Origin of the sequence: Catellatospora sichuanensis (assembly GCF_007483665.1) — a bacterium.
Lineage (GTDB): Bacteria > Actinomycetota > Actinomycetes > Mycobacteriales > Micromonosporaceae > Catellatospora > Catellatospora sichuanensis.
In genome coordinates this window covers 141,893-168,054 of record NZ_VIQO01000002.1, presented here as the reverse complement: position 1 = coordinate 168,054, position 26,162 = coordinate 141,893, and the positions used below count along the sequence as shown (strand labels likewise).

Here is a 26,162-nt window from a genome sequence, read left to right as displayed (position 1 = left end):
CTGAGTCACCAAGCCGGACAGGAGCCGCCGGAGGCGGAGCCGCCGGAGTGACCGGCCGCCGCCGCGCACCCGAACCGCCGCAGAACCCCGACCGCTTCGACGGGTTCGTGGAGCGCAAACCCCCACGCGAGCATCCCGGCGCGGTGCCCGGCCGCCCCGGCGGCCGAGCCATGCCGCCGCAGCAGCCCGGTCGCCCCGACGGACCCGGCCACGCGCCGGGTCCCCGGACCCCGGCCGCACCGCAGGGATACCAGCCGCCTCGCCGTGGCGAGCCGCGCATCGGTGAGCCGCCCCGGCGCAACGTGCCCGGCGAGCCTCCCGGCGCCCGCAACGGCGCGCTGGCGCGCCCGCGGGGGGTCGAGGACCCTCCGCCCACCATGCGACGCGGATTCGCGCCAGGCGCTCCTCCAGCCAGCCCGCCAGGGGCCCCGCCCCGCCGTAACGTCACCGAGCCCCGCCAGCGCTCCGCGCCGCCGGCGACCCCGGTCTCCCCAGGCATCGTGCCCGAGCGTCCCGGCATGCCGCCGCGGACCGCGCCGAACCCGGCGATGCCGGTACGGGTGGCGCCGTCACCGCCCACCCGGCCCACCATCGCGCCCCCGCCTCCCCCGCCACCTCCGCCGCGGCGCACCGGGCCACGCCCGGCCGCGGCGGGCGAGCCCGGCGTGGCCGCCGGCTGGCAGCGGCTCGCGGTGAACCCGAACATGTCCGGCCGCTGGAAGAAGGCGCTGAGCGTGCTCGGTGTGCTGGCCGTGCTGACCGTGTGCGGCGTCGGCTCCTTCCTCATGGTGCTGGACGAGAAGAAGGGCACCGGCGCGCAGGCCAACACCTCGCCGCCGCCGACCGCCACGCCGATCGACATCACCTCCCGCAAGGTCGACCCGAAGCCGCTCACCGCGAACGAGGTCTTCCCGGGCAAGCAGATCGTCATCGACCCGAAGAAGCCGACCGAGGTGTACGCGGTCATCAAGCCGCAGGTGCTCACGGACTGCCGGGCGGCCGCCAGCGGCCAGATCAGCAAACTGATCACGGACCTGGGCTGCTCCCAGGTGGTGCGCGGCACGATGCGCTCGCCCAACGGGGCTTACCTGGTCACCGGCGGCATCGTGAACCTGGACACGGTCGCCAACGCGGAGAAGGCGTACGAGGCGATCAAGCCGATCGTCGACGACGGCAAGGGGCGCTTCCTCGGCTACGCGCCCGACCGCCAGGCCAAGAACAGCGTCACCAAGCCGCTGGCGCTGGCCTCGACCCACGCGGGCTGGAACATCCGCGGCCACTACCTGGTCTACTGCGTGATCGCCCGATCCGACGGCGGCGAGATCCCGATCGGCGACCCGTTCGCCAAGCAGATCCTCTTCGACGTGATCGAGTTCTACCTGCGTGGCAAGGTCCTCGAAGACCGCGCCAGCGACCCCATCACCACCGCCGGCACCCCCGCCACCTCCGCCGGCTGAGCGAAGGAAGGGCACCTTCACATCGCTATGCGTTGTAGAAGGTGCCCTTCTTAACGTCAATGGGCCTGTGAGCTGCGCTGTTGCGAGCTGCCGATTCGTCAGGGCGCGTCGTGGGCGGGTTGCCGGGCCGGGTCGGCCGTACGCAGGCCGGCGGGTACCCCGCGCAGGTTGCGGGTCTGCTCGGCGCGGGCCGCGAACTCCGCCTCGTCCGGGTAGCCCACCGCGATCAGGTTCAGCCCGTGCGGCGGGGCGACCAGTACGTCGCTGACGCGCTCGGTGCGGGTCAGCAGGGACGCGGGCCAGTCCGGCTCCCGCCGGCCGTCCCCGACCGTCAGCATCGCCCCGACCAGGCTGCGCACCATCGCCTGGCAGAACGCGTCGGCCTGCACCGTGGCGGCCAGCACTCCGTCCGGCTCGCGCCGCCACGACATCGTGGTGATGTGCCGGATCGTGGTCGCGTGCTCCTTGCGCTTGCAGAAGGCCGCGAAGTCGTGCTCCCCGCACAGCCCTGCCGCGGCGGCGTTGAGCCGATCGAGGTCCAGCCGGCGCAGCCAGAACAGGGTGTCGCGACGGCGCAGCGGGCTCGGGCCCGCCTCGGTGTCGGTCACCCGGTACTCGTAACGGCGCCACAGTGCCGAGAAACGCGCGTCGAAGTCCGCCGGAACCTCGCGGGCCGACCACACCCGCACGTCCCCGGGCAGCAGCCCGGCCAGCCGGCGCACCAGCGTCGGGGCGAGCGCCCGCCAGCGATCCTCGGGCAGGTCGACGTGGCACACCTGGCCGGTCGCGTGCACCCCGGCGTCGGTGCGACCCGCCACCGTCAGGCCGGCCGGGTTGCCGGGCCCGAACACCTTCTCCAGCTCGGCCAGCAAGACCCCGGCGACGGTACGCCGACCCGGTTGCGCCGCCCAGCCGGAGAAGTCCGTGCCGTCGTAACCGACGTCCAGCCGTACCCGCGCCATCTCCCACTCCTCCTCTGCCGCCCGGGATCGGCCCCGTGACGGCGTCCACGCAGGCGGAGGCCTGCGGAAACGGCGAAGCTCCCCTCCCGGCTGCGTGAGCAGCGGGAGAGGAGCTCCGACCGGTGGAACGTCAGGCCTTGTCAGCGGCCTCGTCGGCAGCCTCGTCGGCCTCGCCGGACAGAACGGCGACCTTGTCCTCCTGCGCAGCCTTCTTGGCCTGGGCCTTGGCAGCCTTCGCGGGCGCCGCGGGCGCCGCCACCTCGAGCTCCTCGACCAGCTCGATGATCGCCATCGGAGCGTTGTCACCCTTGCGCGGGCCGACCTTCACGATCCGGGTGTAGCCACCGGGACGGGTCGCGAAGCGCGGCGCGATCTGCTCGAACAGGGCCACGAACGTGTCCCGCTCGCCGATCGTCTTGCGGACGTCGCGGCGAGCCGCGAGGTCGTCCCGCTTGGCCTTGGTGATGAGGCGCTCGGCCAGCGGGCGCAGCCGCTTGGCCTTGGTCTCGGTGGTGGTGATCCGGCCGTGCTTGAACAGCGCCGTGGCCAGGTTGGCCAGGATCAGCTGCTCGTGCGCGGGGCTGCCCCCGAGGCGGGGACCCTTGGTGGGCGTGGGCATTGGTGCTCCTTGATGTCTATCCGAGCTGCCGAGGCAGTCTCAGTTACAGCTGCTCGGTCTCGCGGTAGTCGTCAGTGTCGTAATCGGCGTCGCCGTAGGAGTCCACGACGTGAGCCGGGTCGAAGTTCGGAGCCGAGTCCTTCAGCCCCAGACCCATCCCGGCGAGCTTCATCTTCACCTCGTCGATGGACTTCTGCCCGAAATTCCTTATGTCGAGCAGGTCCGCCTCGGTGCGCCCGATGAGCTCACCGACGGAGTTGATGCCCTCGCGCTTGAGGCAGTTGTAGGAGCGGACGGTCAGGTCCAGCTCCTCGATCGGCAGCGCCAGGTCGGCAGCGAGCTGCGCGTCCTGCGGCGACGGGCCGATGTCGATGCCCTCGGCGGTCTCGTCGAGCTCGCGGCAGAGGCCGAACAGCTCCACCAGGGTGGAACCGGCCGACGCCAGCGCGGTCCGCGGCGAGATGGACGCCTTCGACTCGACGTCGATGATCAGACGGTCGAAGTCGGTGCGCTGCTCGACACGGGTCGCCTCGACGCGGTAGGTCACCTTGAGCACCGGCGAGTAGATCGAGTCGACCGGGATGCGGCCGATCTCGGCGCCGGCGTTCTTGTTCTGCGCCGCCGTGACGTAACCCCGGCCCCGCTCGACGGTCAGCTCCATGTCGAGCCGGCCCTTGCCGTTCAGGGTCGCGAGCTTGAGGTCCGGGTTGTGCACGGAGACACCGGCCGGGGGCTGGATGTCGCCGGCGGTCACGTCGCCAGGGCCCTGCTTGCGCAGGTACATGCTGACCGGCTCGTCGTGCTCCGACGAGACGCACAGGTCCTTGACGTTCATGACCAGCTCGACCACGTCCTCCTTGACACCGGGGATCGTGGTGAACTCGTGCAGCACACCATCGATCTTGATGCTGGTGACGGCCGCGCCCGGGATCGAGCTGAGCAGCGTACGACGCAGCGAGTTGCCGAGGGTGTAGCCGAACCCGGGCTCGAGCGGCTCGATGGTGAACCGGGAGCGGGTCTCGTTGATCGACTCTTCGGTGAGAGTCGGCCGCTGAGAGATAAGCACTGGTGAACTCCTATACGTTGGGCGCCCACTATTTGACGCCACGCGTAACGGCGGCCGGTGCGGCGTGATGCCGCACCGGCCAGAGCACTACTACTTGGAGTAGAGCTCGACGATCAGCTGCTCCTGGACCTGGGTGTCGATCACCTGGCGGGCCGGAAGCGAGTGCACGAGAACCTTGAACTGGCTGGGGATGACCTCCAGCCAGGCCGGAACGCCGCGCGAGCCGGCCTCCGCCTGCGCCACCACGAACGGCGTGAGCTCGCGGGACTTGCCCCGGACCTCGACGATGTCGTGCTCGGTGACGCGGTACGACGGGATGTCGACCTTCTTGCCGTTGACCAGGAAGTGACCGTGCTTCACGACCTGACGGGCGTGGTCACGGGACTTGGCCAGGCCGGCCCGGTAGACCACGTTGTCGAGGCGCGACTCGAGGATCTGCAGCAGAACCTCACCCGTCTTGCCCGACTTGCGGTTGGCCTCTTCGTAGTAGCCGCGGAACTGCTTCTCCAGCACGCCGTAGATACGACGGGCCTTCTGCTTCTCACGAAGCTGCAGCAGGTACTCGGACTCCTTGGTGCGACCGCGGCCGTGCTGGCCGGGCGGGAAGGGGCGCGACTCGAACGGGCACTTGGGCCCATCGCACTTGCTGCCCTTGAGGAACAGCTTGACCTTCTCACGACGGCAACGGCGGCAGTCTGCGCCGGTGTAACGAGCCATTTGTCTATCTCCCCTTAGACCCGGCGACGCTTGGGCGGACGGCATCCGTTGTGCGGCTGCGGCGTGACGTCGGAGATCTGCCCGACCTCGAGACCGGCAGCGGTCAGCGAACGGATGGCGGTCTCACGGCCAGAGCCCGGACCCTTGACGAACACGTCGACCTTGCGCATGCCGTGCTCCATCGCGCGACGCGCAGCGGCCTCGGCGGCCAGCTGGGCGGCGAACGGAGTCGACTTGCGCGAGCCCTTGAAGCCGACCTGGCCGGCGGAGGCCCACGAGATCACAGCACCGGTCGGGTCCGTGATGGACACGATGGTGTTGTTGAACGTGCTCTTGATGTGCGCCTGCCCGTGGGAGACGTTCTTGCGTTCTTTACGCCGGACCTTCTTTACAGCGGCCCCAGCGCGTGCCTTGGGTGGCATATCTTTATGCGCTCCTTCTAGATGCGATTGCTAACGGGACAGGCTTACTTCTTGCCGGCCTTCTTCTTGCCGGCCACGGTGCGCTTCGGGCCCTTGCGGGTACGAGCGTTCGTGCGAGTGCGCTGTCCACGGACAGGCAGGCCCTTGCGGTGCCGGATGCCCTCGTAGCAACCGATCTCCACCTTGCGGCGGATGTCAGCGGCGACCTCGCGGCGCAGGTCACCTTCAACCTTGAAGTTCGCTTCGATGTAGTCACGAAGCTGGACGACCTCTTCGTCGGTGAGGTCCTTCGCCCGCTTGTTCGGGTCGATGCCCGTGGCGGAGCAAAGCTGCGCCGAGCGGGTGCGGCCGATGCCGTAAACGTAGGTAAGCGCGATCTCCAGCCGCTTTTCGCGGGGGAGATCGACGCCGACGAGACGTGCCATGCTGGGCTGCTCCTCGTAGCTTGCGGAGGTCTGCGCCCGATCCATCCCCCACCTGCCCAGGTGGGGCCCCGGCCTCCGACCGGGGGTTGATCCGCAGAGCTGTCCGACAAGTCGGAGCGTTCCCGCGGCTGGAACGAGCTATTGCTGGTGATGCTGCAACGACAGGCGTTGCCGGGGAGCTGAAATCAGCCCTGGCGCTGCTTGTGGCGCGGGTCGTCACAAATGATCATGACCCGGCCGTGCCGGCGGATGACGCGGCACTTGTTGCAGATCTTCTTGACACTCGGCTTGACCTTCACGGCTCGCCTTTGCTGCTACTCCCGGCCCGAACAGCGTCGAGCCAGGAAAGACGGACACGGACTCACCCCGGTGGAGTCAGTTCGATTACTTGTAGCGGTAGACGATCCGCCCGCGGGTGAGGTCGTACGGCGAGAGCTCGACGACGACCCGGTCCTCGGGCAGGATGCGAATGTAGTGCTGACGCATCTTGCCGCTGATGTGGGCCAAGACCTTGTGGCCGTTAGCGAGCTCGACCCGGAACATTGCGTTCGGGAGTGGCTCGATAACTCGGCCCTCGATCTCGATGGCCCCGTCCTTCTTCGGCATATCCTCCGCTACCTGACATAGGGTGAATGGGTCGGCTCACCTGGTCCATCACGACCCGGTCGAACCGGATCGCGCCAGCCGCGGTTCCGCCGGACCCCCGAAGCGCGGGGAGCATGGCGGAGTGGACGCGGTGCGCCGATTGACCAGTCTACGCCCACCTCGGCATCGACACCAAACCACCCCCCGACCCCCGCGGCCGGGAGTGTCGGACCCCACACCCCGCCCTCCCGTCCGGGCCCACCTCCCGGGTCGCAACTCTTGAAGAGTTGCGCCTACAGATGCCCTCGGAGCCCGCGACTCATTAAGAGTTGCGAGCGGAGGGGCGGCCGGAGGCCGCGCGGGCCGGGCGAGGCCGGGCGGGCCGGGCGAGGCCGGGCGGGCCGGGCGGGCCGGGGCGGTGGGTCAGGCGGTGGCGGTGGCGGTGAGCAGGTCGCCGAGGCGGGCGCGGCCGCCGTCGGGGGCGGTGAGGACCCAGACGCCGTCGTCGAACAGGCCGATGGAGTGCTCGACGTGCGCGGCGTGTGAGCCGTCGGTGGTGACGACGGTCCAGCCGTCGTTCAGCTCCACGGTGCGGGCCGAGCCCATCGTGATCATCGGTTCGATGGCCAGGGCCATGCCGGGGACCAGCTTCGGGCCGCGACCGGGTCGGCCGTGGTTGTGGATGTGCGGATCCTGGTGCATGGCGGTGCCGATGCCGTGGCCGCCGTATCCCTTGACGATGCCGTACTTGCGGGGCGCCTTGCGCACCGCCGACTCCACGGCCCACGAGATGTCGGTCAGCCGCCCGTTGCCCGATCGCACGCCACGCGCCGCGGCGGCGATCCCGGCCCACATGGACTCCTCGGCCACCTCGGCCATGCGCAGCAGGTCGGGCCGGGTCTCCCCGACGCCGACCGTGATCGCCGCGTCGCCGTGCCAGCCGTTCAGGATGGCCCCGCAGTCGATCGAGATCAGGTCGCCCTCGGCGAGCACGTGCTTGGGATTCGGGATGGTGTGCACGATCTGCTCGTTCACCGACGAGCAGATGGTGCCCGGAAAGCCGTGGTAGCCCTTGAACGACGGGACCGCCCCGTGCGACCGGATCACGTCCTCGGCCACGGCGTCCAGCTCGGCGGTGCTGACCCCGGGCTTGACCGCCTCGCGGGCCGCCGCCAGCGCGGCCGCCACCACCAGCCCGGCAGCACGCATCAGGTGCAGCTGCTCAGGCGTTTTGATCTCGATGTCCATGTGCTCGGCCATTGCCTTCCCCCACCGGCCCGGTCCTGCCGGGCGTTTCCTGCCCGGGCGGGACCGTCTGGCGCTTTCGTCGCCTCACGTCCGCGGGGTGAGCGCTCCGCCGTCGCACGGACGGCGGCAGCCTGTCGCCTGGGCGCGGGACGAACCGTGAAAGGTCCGACCGCGTCCGGCTAGTGCAATGGCTGACCCTCGCAGGCGCCGGCCCCACCGCCGAGCGCCAGGCAATGCTACGCGCTGAACGAGCGCAGCTCGTTGATGGCCCGCTCGGTGACGTCCTCGACCGGCCCGGTGGCGTCGATCCCGACCAGGCGGCCCTGCGCACCGTAGTGGTCGACCAGGGGCGCGGTGTCGCGGGCGTACACCTTCAGCCGCTCCGCGATCGTCTCGGCCTTGTCGTCGTCGCGCTGGTAGAGCTCGCCGCCGCAGCGGTCGCAGAGGCCCTCGCGGCTCGACGCGTCGAACTCGATGTGCCAGATCTTGCCGCAGCCGTGGCAGGTGCGTCGCCCGGAGAGGCGCCGGATGACCTCGTCGTTGTCGACGATGAGCTCCAGCACCAGGTCCAGGTTCGCACCCGTGTCGGCCAGCATCTTGTCCAGCGCCACGGCCTGGGGCACGGTGCGCGGGAAGCCGTCGAGCAGGAAGCCGTCGGCGGCGTCGGCCTCGGCCAGCCGGCCGCGCACCATGTTGATGGTGACCTCGTCCGGCACCAGGCCGCCCGAGTCCATGTAGCGCTTGGCCTCGAGGCCGAGCGGGGTGCCCTGCGAAACGTTGGCCCGGAAGATGTCACCCGTCGAGATCTTCGGCACGGACAGGTGCGAGGCGATGAACTCCGCCTGCGTACCTTTGCCCGCTCCCGGCGGACCCACCAGCACCAGCCTCATCACGGCACCTCACTGAAACCGGCGAACCGGCGGCGCGAGAACGCGCCGCCGATCCGCTGCGCCCGCTGGCTCATCGAAGGAACCCCTCGTAGCTGCGCTGCATGAGCTGGCTCTCGATCTGCTTGACCGTCTCCAGACCCACACCCACCATGATCAGCACCGCGGTGCCGCCGAAGGGGAAGTTCTGGTAGGCCTGGGAGTCAAGCCAGATGAAGAACATGTTGGGCAGGATCGCGATGATGCCGAGGTAGAGCGCGCCCGGCAGGGTGATCCGGCTCAGGATGAAGTCGAGGTAGTCGGCGGTGGGCTTGCCCGGCCGGATACCCGGCACGAAGCCGCCGTACTTCTTCATGTTGTCCGCGATCTCGGTCGGGTTGAACGTGATCGAGACGTAGAAGTACGTGAAGAAGATGATCATCAGGAAGTAGAGCAGGATGTAGCTCCACTTGCTGGGGTCGGTCAGGTAGTTGCGCAGCCAGAGCTGGACCGTGCCCGGGTCGTTCTGGTCCATGAACTGCAGGGCCAGGGTGGGCAGGTAGAGCAGGGACGACGCGAAGATGACCGGGATGACACCCGCCTGGTTGACCTTCAGCGGGATGTACGTCGAGGTTCCGCCGTACATACGCCGGCCGACCATGCGCTTGGCGTACTGCACCGGGATGCGGCGCTGAGCCTGCTCGATGTACACCACCAGCGCGATGACCACGACGACGAGCGCGAGCACGCCGACGAAGCCCCACCAGCCCTTCGACTCCTTGAGCTGCCAGCCCTCACTGGGGAGGCGGGCGGCGATGGAGGTGAAGATCAGGACGGACATGCCGTTGCCCACGCCGCGGTCGGTGATGAGCTCGCCGAGCCACATCACGACACCGGTGCCGGCGGTCATGGTGACGACCAGCGCGGTCAGCGTGACCCACTGCGGCATCTGGGTGTTCGGCACGATCGGGAAGTCGTCGCACGCGCCCTGGAACAGCTGACCGGAGCGGGCCAGGGCCACGAAGGCCGAGGACTGCAGGACGGCGAGACCCAGGGTCAGGTAGCGGGTGTACTGGGTGATCTTCGCCTGGCCGGACTGGCCCTCCTTGCGGAGCTGCTCGAGCCGCGGGATGACCACGGTGAGCAGCTGCAGGATGATCGACGCCGTGATGTACGGCATGATGCCGAGCGCGAAGACCGACAGGGACAGCAGAGCGCCGCCGGAGAAGAGGTTAAGGAGCGTGAAGACGCCGTTCTCGGTGCCCGACTCCATGGCGGTGATGCACTTCTGCACGTTCCCGTACGAGACACCGGGGCTGGGCAGCGTGGCACCGAGGCGATAGAGCGCGATGATCCCGAGCGTGAACAGAATCTTCTTGCGCAGGTCAGGCGTCTTGAACGCACTGACAAAAGCGGAGAGCAACTTCTTCCTCCTGCGCGCGGCACCGGGGGCCGGTGGCTGTCGTGTAAGGGGCGTGACTGGTGACTTGGTTCGGCTGAGCCGTGACCATTACGGTCGGCCTTCACCGCGCCACGCGCAGTTTACGCGTAGCTGGGATCGGACTCTAACAGTCCCGACCCTCAATGGTCAGGTCTGCGCGGCACATATCTGTGCCAGCCTAGGCCTTGGCAGCGCTCGTGCCCAGTGGCAACGACCTGCGTCTTGCCCGCAGATGCCCGAAGCCGAGCGTGGCGCCCGACCAAGGTCGGTCGGGCGCCACGTCTGCGACTGTCGCTTACAGCTCCGTCACGGAGCCGCCGGCGGCAGCGATCTTCTCCTTGGCGGTGGCGCTGAAACCGTGCGCCGACACCTGGAGCTTCACGCCGCCGAGCTCGCCGGTGCCGAGCACCTTGACCGGGTGGCCCTTGCGGACGGCACCGGCCTCAGCCAGCTCCAGCGGGCCGACCTGGCCGCCGTTGGGGAACAGCTCCGCGAGCCGGTCCAGGTTCACGACCTGGAACACGACCTTGAACTTGTTCCGGAAGCCCTTCATCTTCGGAAGCCGCATGTGGATAGGCATCTGCCCACCCTCAAACGACGGCTTCACCTGGTAGCGGGCCTTCGTACCCTTGGTACCGCGACCGGCGGTCTTGCCCTTGGAGCCCTCACCACGACCCACACGGGTCTTGGCGGTCTTGGCACCGGGCGCCGGGCGGAGGTGGTGGATCTTGATCGTCATTACTCAACCTCCTCGACCTTCACGAGGTGGCTGACCGCGAAGATCATGCCCCGAATCTCGGGACGGTCCTCTTTCACCACCACGTCGTTGATCCGCTTGAGCCCGAGCGAACGCAGCGACTCGCGCTGGTTGCGCTTGCGCCCGATGTCGGACCGCAACTGGGTGACCTTCAAACGTGCCATCGTTACGCACCCGCTCCCGCACGCGCGGCCAGCAGCGCGGCCGGCGCGACGTCCTCGACCGGCAGCCCGCGGCGAGCCGCGATGGCCTCCGGGGACTCCAGCATCTTCAGCGCGGCGACCGTGGCGTGCACGATGTTGATCGGGTTCGAGGAGCCGAGGCTCTTCGACAGCACGTCGTGGATGCCCACGCACTCCAGCACGGCGCGCACCGGGCCGCCGGCGATGACACCGGTACCGGCGCTGGCCGGCTTGAGCAGCACCACACCGGCCGCCGCCTCACCCTGCACGGGGTGCGGGATGGTGGAGCCGATCCGGGGGACCCGGAAGAAGTGCTTCTTGGCCTCCTCGACACCCTTGGCGATAGCCGCGGGCACCTCCTTGGCCTTGCCGTAGCCGACGCCGACGTTGCCGTCGCCGTCACCGACGATCACCAGCGCGGTGAAGCTGAAGCGCCGACCGCCCTTGACGACCTTGGCCACGCGGTTGATCGTGACGACCCGCTCGAGATGCGGAGTCTTCTCGACCGGCGCGTTGCCACGGCCATCGCCGCGGCCACGGCGCTCGCGACCACCGCGGTCGCCGCCCTCACTGCTACCGGAACCCGTGCCCCGGCGTTGTGGTCCTGGCATTATCCCAGCCACCTTTCCTAGAACTCGAGTCCAGCGCCGCGTGCGGCGTCCGCCAGAGCCGCGATGCGGCCCGCGTAGCGGTTGCCACCGCGGTCGAAGACGACCTTGGTGATTCCGGCAGCCTTCGCCCGGTCGGCGAGCAGAGCGCCCACCTTGCCGGCGATGGCGCTCTTGTCGCCCTCGGCGCCCTTGATCGAGGCATCCATGCTCGAGGCGGACACCACGGTGTGACCCTTGGTGTCATCCACGATCTGGACCCAGATGTGGCGGAGCGTGCGGTTGACGACCAGGCGGGGACGCTCGGCAGTGCCGCTGAGGTTCCGGCGGATGCGGAAGTGCCGACGCGCCTTGCCGACGGCCCGCTTGGCGGCGACGCCGTTGCGGCGCTTGAGCAGCGTGGCGGTCACTTCTTACCTGCCTTTCCAGCCTTACCGGCCTTGCGGCGGATGACCTCGCCCTGGTACTTGACGCCCTTGCCCTTGTAGGGCTCCGGCGGGCGGATCTTCCGGATGTTGGCGGCGATCTCACCGACAAGCTGCTTGTCGATGCCGGAGATGTGGAACAGCGTCGGGCGCTCCACCGCGAAGGTGATGCCGGCCGGCGGGGCCACCACGACCGGGTGCGAGAAGCCGAGCGCGAACTCGAGCTCCGAACCCTTGGCGGTGACGCGGTAACCGGTGCCGTTGATCTCCAGGCTCTTCTTGTAGCCCTCGGTGACGCCGACGATCATGTTGGCGACCAGGGTACGGGAGAGACCGTGCAGTTCCTTGGCACGACGCTCGTCGTTCGGGCGGGTGACGAGCAGCTCGCCGCTCTCACCGCGCTCGGCGATGATCGGCTCGCTCAGCGTGTGCTGGAGCTCGCCCTTGGGGCCCTTGACCTTGACGGTCTGGCCATCGATGGTGATCTCGACGCCGGAAGGCACCGTGATCGGCTTACGTCCGATTCGCGACATTGCAGACCTTCCTCACCAGACGTAGGCGAGGACTTCCCCGCCCACCCCGCGCTTACGGGCCTGCCGGTCGGTGAGCAGCCCCTGAGACGTCGAAATAATCGCCACACCCAGACCGCCGAGAACACGCGGCAGCTCCGGGGACTTGGCGTAAACCCGCAGGCCGGGCTTGGAGACACGCCGGATGCCGGCCAGGCTCCGCTCCCGGTTCGGGCCGAACTTCAGTTCGACGATCAGGCTCTTGCCGACGGCGCCCTCTGCGGGCTCCTCGACTGCCCAGGCGGCGATGTAGCCCTCGGCCTTGAGAACCTCGGCCACGTTCGCCTTGATCTTCGAGTAGGGCATCGCCACCCGGTCGTGATACGCCTGGTTGGCGTTGCGCAGACGCGTGAGCATGTCTGCAATCGGGTCGGTCATCGTCATTGTTTATCAGCCTTTCTCGCCGCGGTTCCCGGTGTCACACCGGGCCTACGGCGAAGGGGAAGCCTTGGATTTACCAGGAAGCCTTGGACACGCCGGGCAGCTCACCCTTGTGAGCCATGTCCCGAACACAGATCCGGCAGAGCCCGAACTTGCGGTAGACGGCCTTCGGCCGACCGCACTTCTGGCACCGGGTGTACGCGCGCACCGCGAACTTCGGCTTGGCCGCAGCCTTGATGATCAGCGCCTTCTTGGCCATGTGCTCAGTTCTCCTTGAACGGGAAGCCCAGGAGCTTGAGCAGCGCCCGGCCCTCATCGTCGGTCTTGGCGGTGGTCACCAGCGTGATGTCCATGCCCCGGACCGCATCGATCCGGTCCTGGTCGATCTCGTGGAAAACCGACTGCTCGGTCAGACCGAAGGTGTAGTTGCCGTGCCCGTCGAGCTTGCGCCCGTCCAGACCGCGGAAGTCGCGGATACGCGGCAGTGCGATCGACAGCAGCCGGTCCAGGAACTCCCACATGCGGTCGCCGCGCAGGGTCACCTTCGCGCCGATCGGCATGCCCTCACGCAGCTTGAACTGCGCGATGGACTTGGTGGCCTTGCGGATCTGCGGCTTCTGGCCGGTGATCGCGGTGAGGTCCTTGACCGCGCCGTCGATCTTCTTCGAGTCACGGGCCGCCTCACCGACGCCCATGTTGACCACGATCTTCACCAGGCCCGGCACCTGCATCGGGTTGGCGAAGCCGAACTGCTCGCGCAGCTGGCCCGCAACCTCGGCGCGGTAACGCTCCTTGAGACGCGGCATGGTCTTGGTCTCGGTCGCCGTCGTCATCACAGCTCCTTGCCGGTGCGACGGGAGACGCGCGTCTTCACGCCGTTCTCGTCGATCTTGTAGCCGACCCGGACGGGCTTGCCGTCCTCGACGACCATCACGTTGGAGACGTGGATGGGCGCCTCCTGGGTGACGATGCCGCCGGTCTTGGCGCCACGCTGGGTGGTGCGGATCTTCTCGTGCTTGGTGATCCGGTTAACGCCTTCGACCAGGATCTTCTCGCGTCGGGGGTAGGCCGCGATGACCGTACCCTCCTTGCCCTTGTCCTTGCCGGCGATGACCTTGACCTTGTCGCCCTTCTTGACCTTCATGGTCACAGCACCTCCGGGGCAAGGCTGATGATCTTCATGAAGCGCTTGTCCCGCAGCTCACGGCCAACCGGGCCGAAGATACGGGTACCGCGCGGGTCCCCGCCGTCCTTGATGATGACGGCGGCGTTCTCGTCGAAGCGGATGTACGAGCCGTCCGGACGGCGCCGCTCCTTGACGGTGCGAACGATGACGGCCTTGACGACGTCACCCTTCTTCACACCGGCACCGGGGATGGCGTCCTTGACGGTGGCCACGATGACGTCGCCGATGCTCGCGTAGCGCCGACCCGAACCACCGAGAACGCGGATGCACAGAATCTCCCGGGCACCCGTGTTGTCGGCGACTCGCAGTCGCGACTCCTGCTGGATCACGTCAACTCCTGTATGTCTGCCGGTTCTCCGCCCGCCCGGTTTCGGGGGGACCCGCACTGCGCGGGCGGAGCCTGGCGGAACTCGAACCGCCCGGAACGCCCCACAGGGCGTCCCGGCCGGCTATCTGATCTTCGGCCGCTAGGCGGCCGGCGAACCTGCCGGAGGCAGGATCACTTGGCCTTCTCGAGGATCTCCACGACCCGCCACCGCTTGGTGGCGGACAGCGGACGGGTCTCCATGAGCAGCACCCGGTCACCGATGCCGCACGCGTTCTGCTCGTCGTGCGCCTTCAGCTTGCTGCTACGGCGCAGAACCTTGCCGTACAGCGAGTGCTTGACCCGGTCCTCAACCGCCACGACGACGGTCTTGTCCATCTTGTCGCTGACGACCAGACCCTCGCGTACCTTACGCCGGTTCCGGTCGACTGCGTTCTCGTTGGTCTCGCTCATGTTCCCTACGCCACCTCAGTAGGCGCGGCCGAGAGCCCAAGCTCACGCTCGCGCATGATCGTGTAGATCCGGGCGATCTCCCGACGGACCACGTCCAGCCGACGGTTGTTGTCGAGCTGCCCGGTCGCGCCCTGGACGCGGAGGTTGAACAGCTCCGCCTTGGCCTCCCGCAGCTTCGCGACCAGTTCCTCAGAGGAACTCTCGCGCAGCTCGGCTGCCTTGGTACCGGCTGCCATCACGCCTCACCCACTTCGCGCTTCACGATTCGGCACTTCATCGGGAGCTTGTGGATCGCGCGGCGCATGGCCTCGCGAGCAATCTCCTCGTTCGGGAACGCCATCTCGAAGAGAACGCGTCCCGGCTTGACGTTCGCCACCCACCACTCGGGCGAGCCCTTGCCGGAACCCATGCGGGTCTCGGCGGGCTTCTTGGTCAGGGCCTGGTCCGGGAAGACCGTGATCCAGACCTTGCCACCACGCTTGATGTGACGGGTCATGGCGATACGCGCCGACTCGATCTGCCGGTTGGTGACGTACGCCGGCTCGAGCGCCTGGATGCCGAACTCGCCGAACACCACCCGGTTGCCGCCCTTGCTCCGACCGGAACGGTCGGGGTGGTGCGGCTTGCGGAAGCCATTCGGAGGCTTACGCGGCATCAGCATTGTTCAGCCCTCCTGCTCAACCGCTGCGGCCGGAGCCGCCTCGGCGTTGTCCTTGGTGAGCTCCGCGGCGGCCGCACGGCCGGCCTCGGTGCCTGCACCGGTCGTGCCGGTGGCACCCGAACGGCCACGGCGCGGTCGCTCGGACCGCTCGCCGCCACGGCCTTCACGGCGCTGGCGACCCGGGGCCTCGGCCGGGGTCTCGCGACCCGGCACGGCGTCACCCTTGTAGATCCAAACCTTCACGCCGATGCGGCCGAAGGTGGTACGAGCCTCGAAGAAGCCGTACTCGATGTTGGCGCGCAGCGTGTGCAGCGGCACGCGACCCTCACGGTAGAACTCCGTGCGGCTCATCTCAGCACCGCCGAGGCGGCCCGAGACCTGGACACGGATGCCCTTGACCATCGGGTTCTTCATGGCCGACTGGATCGCCTTGCGCATCGCCCGGCGGAACGCCACGCGGCCCGAGAGCTGCTCGGCGATGCCCTGCGAGACCAGCTGGGCATCCGACTCGGGGTTCTTGACCTCGAGGATGTTCAGCTGGACCTGCTTCTTGGTGAGCTTCTCGAGCTCGCCGCGCAGACGCTCGGCCTCCGCACCCTTCCGGCCGATGACGATGCCCGGCCGGGCGGTGTGGATGTCGATGCGGACCTTGTCGCGGGTGCGCTCGATCTCGACCTTCGAGATACCGGCGCGCTCGAGGCCCTTGGCCATCATGCGGCGGATCGCGACGTCCTCGCCGATGTAGTCCTTGTAGAGCTTGTCGGCGTACCAGCGGGACTTCCAGTCGGTCGAGATGCCGAGCCGGAACCCAATCGGGTGGACTTTCTGACCCATTACTTGGTCTCCTCCTGCTCGGCGGCCTCAACCTCGGGCTTCGCGGCGGCCTTGGTGGCCTTGGCCGGCGTCGCCTTGGCGGCGGCGGTGGCCTTGCGGACCGGCGCCTTCGGCGCGACTGCCTCCACCTCGACGGTGATGTGGCAGGTGCGCTTGCGGATCCGGTACGCCCGGCCCTGCGCCCGCGGCCGGAACCGCTTCAGCGTCGGGCCCTCGTCCACGTAGGCAGCGCTGACCAGCAGCGCGTCCGGGTCGAGACGCTCGTTGTTCTCAGCGTTGGCGATAGCGCTGGCCAGCACCTTGTAGACCGGCTCGCTCGCCGCCTGCGGCGCGAACTGGAGCACCGTCAGTGCCTCCTTCGCGGGCAGACCGCGGACGAGGTTGACCACACGGCGCGCCTTGCTGGCGGACAGGCGCACGTGGCGGGCGACCGCACGGGCGCCCGGCGCGGCCTGCGCGTCATTCGTTGGCATCGTGTTTCCCCTAAATCCTTATTACGGTCCGCCGTCAGCGACGGCGACTCTTCCGGTCGTCCTTCTCGTGACCCTTGAACGTGCGGGTCAGCGCGAACTCGCCGAGCTTGTGCCCGACCATCGCCTCCGACACGAACACCGGGACGTGCTTGCGCCCGTCGTGCACGGCGATCGTGTGGCCCAGCATGTCCGGGATGATCGTCGAACGCCGCGACCAGGTCTTGATGACGTTCTTGGTGCCCTTTTCGTTCTGCACTTCCACCTTCTTGAGCAGGTGGTCGTCGATGAAGGGGCCCTTCTTCAGGCTGCGAGGCATCTGTCAGCTCTCCCTATTACCCGCGCTTGCGGGTGGCGTAGCGGCGGCGGACGATCAGCTTGTCGCTCGCCTGGCCCTTGCGGCGGGTACGACCCTCGGGCTTGCCCTGCGGGTTCACCGGGTGGCGACCACCGGAGGTCTTGCCCTCACCACCACCGTGCGGGTGGTCGACCGGGTTCATGGCGACACCACGGACGGTCGGGCGCTTGCCCTTCCACCGCATACGACCGGCCTTGCCCCAGTTGATGTTCGACTGCTCGGCGTTGCCGATCTCGCCGACCGTCGCGCGGCACCGGACGTCCACCTTGCGGATCTCGCCAGACGGCATACGCAGCGTGGCGTAGTCCTCCTCGCGGCCCAGCAGCTGGATGCCGACGCCGGCCGAGCGGGCCAGCTTGGCGCCGCCACCCGGACGCAGCTCCACGCAGTGCACGGTCGTGCCGACCGGGATGTTGCGCAGCGGCAGGTTGTTGCCCGGCTTGATGTCGGCCCCGGGGCCCGACTCGACCGCGTCGCCCTGCTTCAGGTCCTTCGGCGCGATGATGTAGCGCTTCTCGCCGTCGACGTAGTGCAGCAGCGCGATGCGCGCGGTGCGGTTGGGGTCGTACTCGATGTGCGCGACCTTGGCCGGCACACCGTCCTTGCCCACCCGAGTGAAGTCGATCAGCCGGTACTGACGCTTGTGGCCGCCGCCCTGGTGCCGCGTGGTGATGCGGCCGTGAACGTTACGACCGCCCTTCTTCGGCAGCGGAACGACGAGCGACTTCTCCGGCGTCGACCGGGTGACCTCGGTGAAGTCGGCGACGCTGGAGCCACGGCGACCGGGCGTCGTCGGCTTGTACTTACGGATACCCATTGTCTTATACCCCTCAGCTCACCGGTCCGCCGAAGGCTTCGATGCGGTCGCCTTCGGCGAGCTTCACCATCGCGCGCTTCGTCGCCTTGCGCTGACCCCAGCCGGTGCGGGTGCGCTTGCGCTTGCCCTCGCGGTTGAGCGTGTTCACCGTCAGCACCCGAACATTGAAGATCTGCTGAATAGCGATCTTGATTTCGGTCTTGTTCGCGTCCGGGTGCACCAGGAAGGTGTACCAGTTGCGGTTGAGCTCGCCGTAGCTCTTCTCCGAGACCACCGGAGCGACGATGATGTCGCGCGGGTCGGCAATCGTCGTCACTTGGAACCCTCCTCAGCGGGCACGCCCAGGAACTCCTCGAGCGCCTCGGTGGTGAAGACCACCGCGTCGCTGACGAGCACGTCGTACGTGTTGAGCTGCCCGGCCTCGATCAGGTGCACCTGCTGCAGGTTGCGCAGGCTCACCCAGTTGACCTCGTCGTTGGCGCCGAGCACGACCAGCACGCGCGGAGCGTCGCCCGCGACCTTCTGGATCGTGGCCAGGGCGGCCTTCGTCGACGGCGTCTCGCCGGCCACGAACGCGTCGACCACGTGCAGCAGGCCGTTGCGGGCCCGGTCCGACAGGGCACCGCGCAGGGCGGCGGCCTTCATCTTCTTCGGGGTCCGCTGGCTGTAGTCACGCGGCTGCGGGCCGTGGACGACGCCACCGCCGGCGAACTGCGGCGCGCGGATCGAGCCCTGACGGGCGCGACCGGTGCCCTTCTGCTTGTACGGCTTCTTGCCGCCACCGGCGACCTCGCCGCGACGCTTCGTCTTGTGCGTGCCCTGGCGCGCGGCGGCCAGCTGGGCCACCACGACCTGGTGCATCAGCGAGATGTTCGCCTGCACGTCGAAGATCTCGGCGGGCAGCTCGACCGAGCCGGCCTTGGCGCCCTCAGCACTGATCACGTCAACCGTGGTCACTTCGAGGCACCACCCTTCTTCTTCGTCTTCGCGGCGCTACGAACGAGCACCAGCGCACCCTTGGGGCCCGGGATGGCGCCCTTCACGAGCAGCAGGTTGTTCTCGGCGTCGATGGCGTGCACGGTGAGGCCCGGCGCGGTGTAGCGCACGCCACCCATGCGGCCGGCCATGCGAACGCCCTTGAACACGCGACCCGGCGTGGCGCACGCGCCGATCGAACCGGGCGAACGGTGCTTGCGCTCGACGCCGTGGCTGGCCTTGAGGCCGTGGAAGCCGTGGCGCTTCATGACACCGGCGAAGCCCTTGCCCTTGGTCTTGCCCGTCACGTCGATGGCCTGACCGGCCTCGAACGTGGAGACGGTGACCTCCTGGCCGAGCTCGTACGAGCCGGCGTCGGTGGTGCGCAGCTCGACGATGTGACGACGGGGCGCGACGTTCGCCTTGGCGAAGTGGCCCGCCTTGGGCTGGCTCACCTTGCGCGGGTTGATCGCGCCGAAAGCCAGCTGGACGGCCTCGTAGCCGTCCTTCTCAGTGGTACGAACCTGGGTGACGACGCACGGGCCGGCCTGCACCACGGTCACGGGGACGACTTTGTTGTTGTCCCAGACCTGAGTCATGCCGAGCTTGGCGCCCAGGATGCCCTTAACTTGCCTGTCCATCAGTCCGGTCCCTACAGCTTGATCTCGATGTCGACGCCTGCCGGCAGATCGAGTCGCATGAGCGAGTCGACCGTCTTCGGAGTCGGGTCGATGATGTCGATCAGACGCTTGTGCGTGCGCATCTCGAAGTGCTCGCGCGAGTCCTTGTACTTGTGCGGCGAACGGATCACGCAGAAACGGTTGATCTCCGTGGGCAGTGGCACCGGCCCTGCGACCTGAGCACCCGTACGGGTCACCGTCTCGACGATCTTCCGTGCCGAGGAGTCGACGACCTCGTGGTCGTAGGCCTTGAGCCGGATGCGGATCTTCTGTCCCGCCATGGTGGCTTCTGTTTCCTTCTCTCAAGCCGCTACCTGCGGCGGCAGACGGTGGGGCCTGCCCCCTGTCCGACCCCCGCGGTCGGGCGTGTCGCGCGCTGAACCAGACTGATTCCCTATTAAAAGGTCATTTGCCTTGGCTCAACGGGCATCACGCCCGATCACAGGAGCTTCACGTCAGAGGCCCGAAGACCCCCACGTCACGCGACGCGGCACACCCACTGGACGCGACCGGTCGCAACGCAACCTGTTCATTATGCCGTATCAGGTGCGGCATTGTGAAATCAGGGTGCCGGGGCTCACTAAAACAGGCCCGACCTGCGTACACGTAAAGGTGCGGGCGCCCTGCCCGGGAGCAGGGCGCCCGCGGAGATCACTTGGTGATCTTGGTGACTCGGCCGGCACCGACCGTGCGGCCACCCTCGCGGATCGCGAAACGGAGGGTCTCCTCCATGGCGATCGGCTGGATGAGCTTCACGGACATCTCGACGTTGTCGCCGGGCATGACCATCTCGGTGCCCTCGGGCAGCGTGACGACACCGGTGACGTCGGTGGTGCGGAAGTAGAACTGCGGCCGGTAGTTCTGGAAGAACGGGGTGTGACGGCCACCCTCCTCCTTGGAGAGGATGTAGACCGACGCCTCGAACTCCGTGTGCGGGGTGGTCGTGCCGGGCTTGACCACGACCATGCCGCGCTCGACGTCCTCGCGCTTGATGCCGCGCAGCAGCAGACCGACGTTCTCACCCGCGCGGGCCTCGTCGAGCAGCTTGCGGAACATCTCGATGCCGGTGCAGGTGGTCTTCATCGACTTCTCGCGAATACCGACGATCTCGACCTCCTCGTTCGGCTTGAGGATGCCGCGCTCGGCGCGACCGGTGACGACGGTGCCACGACCGGTGATCGTGAACACGTCCTCGATCGGCATGAGGAACGGCTTGTCGACCTCACGCTCGGGCTGCGGGATCGCGGAGTCGACCGCGTCCATCAGGCCCATGAGCGCCTCGGACCACTTCGGGTCGCCCTCGAGCGCCTTCAGCGCGGAGACCCGGACGACCGGCAGGTCGTCACCCGGGTACTCCTGGTTCGACAGCAGCTCGCGGATCTCGAGCTCGACCAGCTCCAGGAGCTCCTCATCGTCAACCATGTCGCTCTTGTTGAGCGCCACGACGATGTAGGGCACGCCGACCTGACGGGCGAGCAGCACGTGCTCGCGGGTCTGCGGCATCGGGCCGTCGGTAGCGGCGACCACCAGGATCGCGCCGTCCATCTGGGCGGCACCGGTGATCATGTTCTTGATGTAGTCAGCGTGACCCGGGCAGTCAACGTGCGCGTAGTGCCGGCTCTCGGTCTGGTACTCGACGTGCGCGATGGAGATCGTGATACCACGAGCCTTCTCCTCCGGCGCCTTGTCGATCTCATCGAAAGGGGTGTACGGGTTGAGTGCCGGGAACTTGTCGTGCAGGACCTTAGTGATGGCCGCCGTCAGCGTCGTCTTACCGTGGTCGATGTGACCAATGGTGCCGATGTTGACGTGCGGCTTAGTCCGCTCGAACTTCGCCTTCGCCACTGGTGTCCTCCTGTGGACTGTTGGTTCGTTCGCCCGACGGCGCCGACTGGCGCTTAGGACCTTTGCCCGCCGGGGTCGCCGGCGCTTCCTTACTGTGCTGAGACCTGGAGAACTCAGCCGTGGTGAGGCCGGCTCGCGCCGACCTCACCACCGCGGTCACTCTCCGGTGGCCTTAGCGATGATCTCCTTCGCCACGTTCTGCGGAACCTCGGCGTAGGAGTCGAATACCATGCTGTAGCTTGCCCGGCCCTGCGTCTTCGACCGCAGGTCGCCGACGTAGCCGAACATCTCCGACAGCGGCACCAGGGCGCGGACGACGCGGGCGCCGCTACGCTCCTCCATCGCCTGGATGATGCCACGGCGGGAGTTCAGGTCGCCGATGACGTCACCCATGTTGTCCTCGGGGGTGACGACCTCGACTGCCATCATCGGCTCGAGGATCGCCGGGTCGGCCTTGCGGGCCGCTTCCTTCAGCGCCATCGAACCGGCGATCTTGAACGCCATTTCCGACGAGTCGACCTCGTGGTACTTACCGTCGAGCAGCGTCAGCTTGACACCGACCAGCGGGTACCCGGCGAGCACGCCGTACTGCATCGCGTCCTGGGCACCGGCATCGATCGAAGGGATGTACTCCTTCGGGATGCGGCCACCGGTGACGGCGTTGACGAACTCGTACTGCGCCGGGGCGTCCAGCGGCAGCGGCGCGAGGCCGATGAGCACGCTCGCGTACTGGCCCGAACCACCGGTCTGCTTCTTGTGGGTGTACTCGAGCTTGTCCACCGTGCGGCGGATCGTCTCGCGGTACGCCACCTGCGGCTTGCCGACGTTGGCCTCGACGTTGAACTCGCGCTTCATGCGGTCGACGAGGATCTCCAGGTGGAGCTCGCCCATGCCGGAGATGACCGTCTGACCGGTCTCCTCGTCCAGCTTCACGCGGAAGGTCGGGTCCTCCTCGGCGAGCTTCTGGATCGCGACGCCCAGCTTCTCCTGGTCGGCCTTCGTCTTCGGCTCGATCGCCACCGAGATGACCGGGTCCGGGAAGGTCATCGACTCCAGGATCACCGGGTGCGCCGGGTCGGACAGCGTGTCACCGGTGGTGGTCTGCTTGAGACCCTGCACGGCGATGATGTCGCCCGCGAACGCCTGGGGGCGCTCCTCGCGCTTGTTGGCGTGCATCTGGTAGATCTTCCCGACCCGCTCCTTGCGGTCCTTGGTCGAGTTGATCACCGCGGTGCCCGAGTCGAGCGTGCCCGAGTAGACGCGCACGTAGGTCAGCTTGCCCAGGTGCTTGTCAGTCTGGATCTTGAACGCCAGGCCGGAGAACGGCTCGGTCGAGTCGGCGTGCCGGGCGACCGGGGTCTCCCCGTCCATCAGCGTACCGTCGATGGCCGGGACGTCCAGCGGCGACGGCAGGAAGTCGATGACCGCGTCCAGCATCGGCTGCACGCCCTTGTTCTTGAAGGCGGAGCCGCAGACGACCGGGTTCAGCTTGTCGGCGATCGTGGCGCGACGGATCGCGGCCTTGAGCACGTCGACGGTGAACTCGGCACCCTCGAGGTAACCCTCCATGATCGAGTCGTCGGCCTCGGACAGGGTCTCGAGCAGCTTGATGCGCCACTCGTTGGCCTGCTCGACGAGGTTCTCCGGGATCTCCTCGATCGCGTAGTCCTCACCCTTCTGGGTCTCGCCGCGCCAGGTCAGCGCGCGCATGCCCAGCAGGTCCACGACACCGATGTGGTCGCCCTCGAGACCGATCGGAATCTGCAGCACCAGCGGGGTGGCGTTGAGACGGGTGATCATCATGTCGACGCAGCGGAAGAAGTCCGCACCGGTGCGGTCCAGCTTGTTGACGAAGCACATACGCGGCACGTTGTACTTGTCAGCCTGGCGCCACACGTTCTCGGTCTGCGGCTCCACGCCGGCCACACCGTCGTAGACGGCCACGGCACCGTCGAGCACGCGCAGCGAACGCTCCACCTCGACGGTGAAGTCGACGTGGCCGGGCGTGTCGATGATCTGGATCGTGTGGCCCTTCCACTCACACTTGGTAGCAGCGGAGGTGATGGTGATACCACGCTCCTGCTCCTGCTCCATCCAGTCCATGACGGCAGCGCCCTCGTGAACCTCACCGATCTTGTGCGTGATACCGGTGTAGAACAGGATCCGCTCGGTGGTGGTGGTCTTACCGGCGTCGATGTGCGCCATGATGCCGATATTGCGGGTAGTGGCGAGGGCGGCGTCTACGGCGGCCACTTCACGATCCTTTCGGAGTGGGACTCAGTCCCGGAAAGTCAAGGTTGTGGAGCCGGAACCGACGGATCGGCCCGGCTCCACGTGGTTCACCAGCGGTAGTGCGCGAAGGCCTTGTTGGACTCGGCCATCTTGTGCGTGTCCTCGCGACGCTTGACAGCGGCGCCGAGGCCGTTGCTGGCGTCGAGCAGCTCGTTCATGAGCCGCTCGATCATCGTCTTCTCGCGACGGGCGCGGGAGTACGTCACCAGCCAGCGCAGACCCAGCGTGGTCGCGCGGACCGGGCGGACCTCGACCGGCACCTGGTAGGTCGCGCCACCGACACGGCGGCTGCGGACCTCGAGGGTCGGCTTCACGTTGTCCATGGCGCGCTTGAGCGTCACCACGGGGTCGGTGCCGGTCTTCTCGCGGCAGCCCTCGAGCGCGCCGTACACGACACGCTCGGCCAGCTGGCGCTTGCCGGCCAGCAGGATCTTGTTGACCAGCTGGGTGACCAGCGGCGAGTTGTACACCGGGTCAGCGGCCAGCGGCCGACGCGGAGCGGGGCCCTTACGAGGCATTACTTCTTCCCTTCCTTGACCAGCTTCGCGCCGTAGCGGCTACGCGCCTGCTTGCGGTTGCGGACACCCTGGGTGTCGAGCGAACCGCGAATGATCTTGTAGCGCACGCCGGGCAGGTCCTTCACACGGCCGCCGCGAACGAGCACGATCGAGTGCTCCTGCAGGTTGTGGCCGACACCCGGGATGTACGCGGTGACCTCGATCTGGCTGCTCAGCTTGACGCGAGCGACCTTCCGCAGTGCCGAGTTCGGCTTCTTGGGCGTCGTGGTGTACACACGCGTGCACACACCGCGCCGCTGGGGGCTCCCCTTCAGCGCCGGCGTCTTGGTCTTGCTCGTCTTCGCCTGGCGGCCCTTGCGGACCAGCTGCTGGATTGTGGGCACCGGTGTTCTCCGCTCCCTTTTGCTTCCTCTCCGCGGCTTCGCGCCGCGGAAACTTATGTGTGGCCGTGGCCGCGAATGCGGCCCGAACTGCTGCGATCAGCGCTGTCCCGGAAGTGATCCGCGACAAGTGCCGACCCCCGCGGTCGGGCGTGTCGTCCGGCGCACGGGCCCGGCGGCTCGATTTCTCGAGCTGTCGGAGTCTGTCGTTGTCGTGGTGCTACGGGCTGCCCGACCTGTGGTCGGACTCTCCCGCGTCGGCGCACGCACGAGGGGCCCGGGCAAGCCCGGGCACGAGGGGAAAGAGTACCGAACCGATGGCCCACTGGTCAAAACGGGGTGACCCGACCCCCCGTCGATGCGAGGCAACCAGTCGTTTCCGAGCAACCAGCCCGCCGTCAGTGCGAACTCCGACAGCCAGTCTACCTCTTCGATTCCCAGCACCCGAACGGGATACCGCACCGTGAGGTAGCTCGCACCGGCGGGCACCCGGCGAACGGCTGCGCCGCGCAGCGGAGCGGCCGTCGAGCCGGCGATCAGGCTCAATGGCGAACGGCTGCGCAGCGCAGCGGAGCGGCCGCCGAGCCGGCGATCAGGCTCAGCCGGCGCTGAGCGCGATCGCGGTGATCAGCCCCACCGCGGCCAGCACCAGGCCCACCGCGCCGCACACCAGGCCGGCGATCGCGACCCCGCGGCCGGTCATGTTGCCCATGGCGAGCCGGATCTGGCGCATTCCGAGCCAGCCGAGCAGCACGCCCGCCGCACCGAGCAGGATCGACAGCGCTGCGAACGCGCCGGCGACCAGTCCGCCCCAGCCCTGCTGCGCGCCGGCCACGCCGAAGCACCACACCGCCAGCGACACCAGGACCGAGCCGACCCCGGCGGCCAGCGCGCTGGCCGCCACGCCCGAGGCGGTCTTCGGCGCGCCCAGCACCGCAAGCCCGTACGGCGTGCCCGGCACGACCTCCACCCGTACCGGCGGCGGATAGTTCACCGGCCGCGGCCCGGCCACCGGCTGCGGTGCCGCCGGCGGCTGCCGGCCCGACGGCCACTGTGGCGTGGGCGGCTGCTGGTTCGCCGGTGGCACGGCCGGCCACTGCGGCGCGGGCGGCTGTTGGCCCGACGACGGCCACTGCGGCACCGGAGGCTGCTGGTAGGTCACGTCGCCGATCCTGCCACGCCCCGCCCACCCCGTGTCCGCCAAGGCGGCCGCCGCTGCCACGGCCGCCCGCCGGACGCTCAGTCGACGGTGGGCGGGAAGTCCTGGGTGCCGAAGTGCACGCCGCGCAGGAACAGCCACACGGTCAGCGCGACCAGGCTCAGCCCGGCCAGCACCAGGCCGAGCCAGGCCAGCCGCTCCGCCCACAGCACCCGGCCCGCGCCGGTGCGCCAGCCCTCCCCCGCCTGCAGCTCCTCGCGGGCCTGGCGGGCCAGCGCCAGCGCGACCGTGGCCGGCACGATCCCGCCCACGGCCGGGCCGGTCACCGCGGCCAGCAGGCCGAGCCCGAACGCGGCGGTGGCCTTGCTGTCGGCGACCGGTTCCGGGTCAGCCGGATCCCGGTCGGCCCCGGACACGAAAACGGCGTCCCCCATGCCGTGTAAACGACACGGGGGACGCCGTGATCTCACTTCAAGCGA

Annotated in this window: 39 protein-coding genes; 1 reads left to right on the top strand and 38 read right to left on the bottom strand. The window is 68.2% G+C overall.

Annotation, left to right across the window (positions count from 1 at the left end; all coding sequences use genetic code 11):
• The first annotated feature begins 47 nt into the window (after window positions 1-47).
• Window positions 48-1,457, top strand: a complete 1,410-nt coding sequence (locus FLL47_RS18440; protein ID WP_144121765.1) for a hypothetical protein — start codon at window positions 48-50, stop codon at window positions 1,455-1,457.
• Between the two features lie 98 nt (window positions 1,458-1,555).
• On the opposite strand, the gene truA is transcribed toward FLL47_RS18440, so the two are convergent.
• From truA to FLL47_RS18245, 38 genes are all read right to left on the bottom strand, one after another.
• Window positions 1,556-2,419 (bottom strand): tRNA pseudouridine(38-40) synthase TruA, encoded by an 864-nt coding sequence (gene truA, locus FLL47_RS18435; RefSeq protein ID WP_144121764.1) that lies wholly within the window; start codon window positions 2,417-2,419, stop codon window positions 1,556-1,558.
• Window positions 2,420-2,549: 130 nt separating this feature from the next.
• Window positions 2,550-3,038, bottom strand: coding sequence for a 50S ribosomal protein L17 (rplQ, locus tag FLL47_RS18430; protein ID WP_144121763.1), 489 nt, complete (start codon window positions 3,036-3,038; stop codon window positions 2,550-2,552).
• A gap of 43 nt (window positions 3,039-3,081) precedes the next feature.
• Window positions 3,082-4,104, bottom strand: coding sequence for a DNA-directed RNA polymerase subunit alpha (locus FLL47_RS18425; RefSeq protein WP_120317120.1), 1,023 nt, complete (start codon window positions 4,102-4,104; stop codon window positions 3,082-3,084).
• Between the two features lie 90 nt (window positions 4,105-4,194).
• A complete protein-coding gene (rpsD, locus tag FLL47_RS18420) occupies window positions 4,195-4,821 on the bottom strand; it encodes a 30S ribosomal protein S4 (protein ID WP_120317121.1) in 627 nt (208 codons plus the stop codon).
• A gap of 14 nt (window positions 4,822-4,835) precedes the next feature.
• Complete coding sequence (rpsK, locus tag FLL47_RS18415; protein ID WP_120317122.1) at window positions 4,836-5,243, bottom strand: 30S ribosomal protein S11; 408 nt, start codon at window positions 5,241-5,243, stop codon at window positions 4,836-4,838.
• 44 nt (window positions 5,244-5,287) lie between these two features.
• Window positions 5,288-5,668: a 30S ribosomal protein S13 gene (gene rpsM / locus FLL47_RS18410; protein WP_144121762.1), complete on the bottom strand. Its 381-nt coding sequence runs from the start codon at window positions 5,666-5,668 to the stop codon at window positions 5,288-5,290.
• Window positions 5,669-5,853: 185 nt separating this feature from the next.
• Entirely contained in the window at window positions 5,854-5,967 is a 114-nt protein-coding gene (rpmJ, locus tag FLL47_RS18405; RefSeq protein ID WP_020520458.1) for a 50S ribosomal protein L36, read from the bottom strand.
• Between the two features lie 85 nt (window positions 5,968-6,052).
• Window positions 6,053-6,274 (bottom strand): translation initiation factor IF-1, encoded by a 222-nt coding sequence (gene infA, locus FLL47_RS18400; RefSeq protein ID WP_007073013.1) that lies wholly within the window; start codon window positions 6,272-6,274, stop codon window positions 6,053-6,055.
• A 402-nt stretch (window positions 6,275-6,676) separates the two neighbouring features.
• Entirely contained in the window at window positions 6,677-7,513 is an 837-nt protein-coding gene (map, locus tag FLL47_RS18390; RefSeq protein ID WP_246158179.1) for a type I methionyl aminopeptidase, read from the bottom strand.
• Window positions 7,514-7,737: 224 nt separating this feature from the next.
• Window positions 7,738-8,391, bottom strand: a complete 654-nt coding sequence (locus FLL47_RS18385) for an adenylate kinase (protein WP_120317124.1) — start codon at window positions 8,389-8,391, stop codon at window positions 7,738-7,740.
• A gap of 70 nt (window positions 8,392-8,461) precedes the next feature.
• Window positions 8,462-9,790 carry a preprotein translocase subunit SecY gene (gene secY, locus FLL47_RS18380; RefSeq protein WP_144121761.1) on the bottom strand — a complete coding sequence of 443 codons (1,329 nt, stop codon included), beginning with the start codon at window positions 9,788-9,790 and terminating at the stop codon, window positions 8,462-8,464.
• A gap of 313 nt (window positions 9,791-10,103) precedes the next feature.
• On the bottom strand, window positions 10,104-10,547 hold the full coding sequence (gene rplO, locus FLL47_RS18375) for a 50S ribosomal protein L15 (RefSeq protein WP_120317126.1): 444 nt from the start codon (window positions 10,545-10,547) through the stop codon (window positions 10,104-10,106).
• A complete protein-coding gene (rpmD, locus tag FLL47_RS18370) occupies window positions 10,547-10,729 on the bottom strand; it encodes a 50S ribosomal protein L30 (RefSeq protein ID WP_120317127.1) in 183 nt (60 codons plus the stop codon). The genes rplO and rpmD overlap by 1 nt, the downstream gene beginning before the upstream one ends.
• A gap of 2 nt (window positions 10,730-10,731) precedes the next feature.
• Entirely contained in the window at window positions 10,732-11,358 is a 627-nt protein-coding gene (gene rpsE, locus FLL47_RS18365) for a 30S ribosomal protein S5 (protein ID WP_144121760.1), read from the bottom strand.
• A 17-nt stretch (window positions 11,359-11,375) separates the two neighbouring features.
• A complete protein-coding gene (rplR, locus tag FLL47_RS18360; RefSeq protein WP_144121759.1) occupies window positions 11,376-11,765 on the bottom strand; it encodes a 50S ribosomal protein L18 in 390 nt (129 codons plus the stop codon).
• Window positions 11,762-12,313, bottom strand: coding sequence for a 50S ribosomal protein L6 (gene rplF, locus FLL47_RS18355; protein ID WP_144121758.1), 552 nt, complete (start codon window positions 12,311-12,313; stop codon window positions 11,762-11,764). The genes rplR and rplF overlap by 4 nt, the downstream gene beginning before the upstream one ends.
• 12 nt (window positions 12,314-12,325) lie before the next feature.
• Window positions 12,326-12,733, bottom strand: coding sequence for a 30S ribosomal protein S8 (gene rpsH, locus FLL47_RS18350; protein WP_120317131.1), 408 nt, complete (start codon window positions 12,731-12,733; stop codon window positions 12,326-12,328).
• Window positions 12,734-12,803: 70 nt separating this feature from the next.
• Window positions 12,804-12,989: a type Z 30S ribosomal protein S14 gene (locus FLL47_RS18345; RefSeq protein ID WP_144121757.1), complete on the bottom strand. Its 186-nt coding sequence runs from the start codon at window positions 12,987-12,989 to the stop codon at window positions 12,804-12,806.
• A gap of 4 nt (window positions 12,990-12,993) precedes the next feature.
• Window positions 12,994-13,563, bottom strand: coding sequence for a 50S ribosomal protein L5 (rplE, locus tag FLL47_RS18340; RefSeq protein WP_120317133.1), 570 nt, complete (start codon window positions 13,561-13,563; stop codon window positions 12,994-12,996).
• Entirely contained in the window at window positions 13,563-13,880 is a 318-nt protein-coding gene (rplX, locus tag FLL47_RS18335; protein WP_144121756.1) for a 50S ribosomal protein L24, read from the bottom strand. Before rplX ends, rplE begins: the two co-directional genes overlap by 1 nt.
• Window positions 13,877-14,245 carry a 50S ribosomal protein L14 gene (gene rplN, locus FLL47_RS18330; protein ID WP_117226249.1) on the bottom strand — a complete coding sequence of 123 codons (369 nt, stop codon included), beginning with the start codon at window positions 14,243-14,245 and terminating at the stop codon, window positions 13,877-13,879. The genes rplX and rplN overlap by 4 nt, the downstream gene beginning before the upstream one ends.
• A gap of 170 nt (window positions 14,246-14,415) precedes the next feature.
• Window positions 14,416-14,694: a 30S ribosomal protein S17 gene (gene rpsQ, locus FLL47_RS18325; RefSeq protein WP_120317135.1), complete on the bottom strand. Its 279-nt coding sequence runs from the start codon at window positions 14,692-14,694 to the stop codon at window positions 14,416-14,418.
• 5 nt (window positions 14,695-14,699) lie between these two features.
• Window positions 14,700-14,930 (bottom strand): 50S ribosomal protein L29, encoded by a 231-nt coding sequence (gene rpmC, locus FLL47_RS18320; RefSeq protein WP_120321522.1) that lies wholly within the window; start codon window positions 14,928-14,930, stop codon window positions 14,700-14,702.
• Window positions 14,930-15,355: a 50S ribosomal protein L16 gene (rplP, locus tag FLL47_RS18315; protein WP_120317136.1), complete on the bottom strand. Its 426-nt coding sequence runs from the start codon at window positions 15,353-15,355 to the stop codon at window positions 14,930-14,932. The genes rpmC and rplP overlap by 1 nt, the downstream gene beginning before the upstream one ends.
• A gap of 3 nt (window positions 15,356-15,358) precedes the next feature.
• On the bottom strand, window positions 15,359-16,189 hold the full coding sequence (gene rpsC / locus FLL47_RS18310; protein ID WP_144121755.1) for a 30S ribosomal protein S3: 831 nt from the start codon (window positions 16,187-16,189) through the stop codon (window positions 15,359-15,361).
• A complete protein-coding gene (gene rplV / locus FLL47_RS18305; protein WP_120317138.1) occupies window positions 16,189-16,662 on the bottom strand; it encodes a 50S ribosomal protein L22 in 474 nt (157 codons plus the stop codon). Before rplV ends, rpsC begins: the two co-directional genes overlap by 1 nt.
• A gap of 34 nt (window positions 16,663-16,696) precedes the next feature.
• Window positions 16,697-16,978, bottom strand: a complete 282-nt coding sequence (gene rpsS / locus FLL47_RS18300) for a 30S ribosomal protein S19 (protein ID WP_120317139.1) — start codon at window positions 16,976-16,978, stop codon at window positions 16,697-16,699.
• A 16-nt stretch (window positions 16,979-16,994) separates the two neighbouring features.
• Window positions 16,995-17,834 (bottom strand): 50S ribosomal protein L2, encoded by an 840-nt coding sequence (gene rplB, locus FLL47_RS18295; protein ID WP_144121754.1) that lies wholly within the window; start codon window positions 17,832-17,834, stop codon window positions 16,995-16,997.
• Between the two features lie 13 nt (window positions 17,835-17,847).
• The gene (rplW, locus tag FLL47_RS18290) at window positions 17,848-18,150 is read right to left on the bottom strand and encodes a 50S ribosomal protein L23 (RefSeq protein ID WP_120317141.1); all 303 of its coding nucleotides are present in this window, start codon (window positions 18,148-18,150) and stop codon (window positions 17,848-17,850) included.
• Complete coding sequence (rplD, locus tag FLL47_RS18285) at window positions 18,147-18,791, bottom strand: 50S ribosomal protein L4 (RefSeq protein WP_144121753.1); 645 nt, start codon at window positions 18,789-18,791, stop codon at window positions 18,147-18,149. Before rplD ends, rplW begins: the two co-directional genes overlap by 4 nt.
• The gene (rplC, locus tag FLL47_RS18280; RefSeq protein ID WP_144121752.1) at window positions 18,788-19,450 is read right to left on the bottom strand and encodes a 50S ribosomal protein L3; all 663 of its coding nucleotides are present in this window, start codon (window positions 19,448-19,450) and stop codon (window positions 18,788-18,790) included. Before rplC ends, rplD begins: the two co-directional genes overlap by 4 nt.
• An 11-nt stretch (window positions 19,451-19,461) precedes the next feature.
• Complete coding sequence (gene rpsJ, locus FLL47_RS18275; protein ID WP_007073037.1) at window positions 19,462-19,770, bottom strand: 30S ribosomal protein S10; 309 nt, start codon at window positions 19,768-19,770, stop codon at window positions 19,462-19,464.
• Between the two features lie 370 nt (window positions 19,771-20,140).
• Window positions 20,141-21,334 (bottom strand): elongation factor Tu, encoded by a 1,194-nt coding sequence (gene tuf / locus FLL47_RS18270; protein WP_144121751.1) that lies wholly within the window; start codon window positions 21,332-21,334, stop codon window positions 20,141-20,143.
• A 156-nt stretch (window positions 21,335-21,490) separates the two neighbouring features.
• The gene (fusA, locus tag FLL47_RS18265) at window positions 21,491-23,587 is read right to left on the bottom strand and encodes an elongation factor G (RefSeq protein ID WP_144121750.1); all 2,097 of its coding nucleotides are present in this window, start codon (window positions 23,585-23,587) and stop codon (window positions 21,491-21,493) included.
• Between the two features lie 86 nt (window positions 23,588-23,673).
• Window positions 23,674-24,144, bottom strand: coding sequence for a 30S ribosomal protein S7 (gene rpsG / locus FLL47_RS18260; protein WP_120317146.1), 471 nt, complete (start codon window positions 24,142-24,144; stop codon window positions 23,674-23,676).
• Window positions 24,144-24,527, bottom strand: coding sequence for a 30S ribosomal protein S12 (rpsL, locus tag FLL47_RS18255; protein WP_120317147.1), 384 nt, complete (start codon window positions 24,525-24,527; stop codon window positions 24,144-24,146). The genes rpsG and rpsL overlap by 1 nt, the downstream gene beginning before the upstream one ends.
• A gap of 595 nt (window positions 24,528-25,122) precedes the next feature.
• Window positions 25,123-25,686 carry a DUF4190 domain-containing protein gene (locus FLL47_RS18250; RefSeq protein ID WP_144121749.1) on the bottom strand — a complete coding sequence of 188 codons (564 nt, stop codon included), beginning with the start codon at window positions 25,684-25,686 and terminating at the stop codon, window positions 25,123-25,125.
• Window positions 25,687-25,763: 77 nt separating this feature from the next.
• Window positions 25,764-26,117 (bottom strand): hypothetical protein, encoded by a 354-nt coding sequence (locus FLL47_RS18245; RefSeq protein ID WP_144121748.1) that lies wholly within the window; start codon window positions 26,115-26,117, stop codon window positions 25,764-25,766.
• Window positions 26,118-26,162 lie beyond the last annotated feature (45 nt).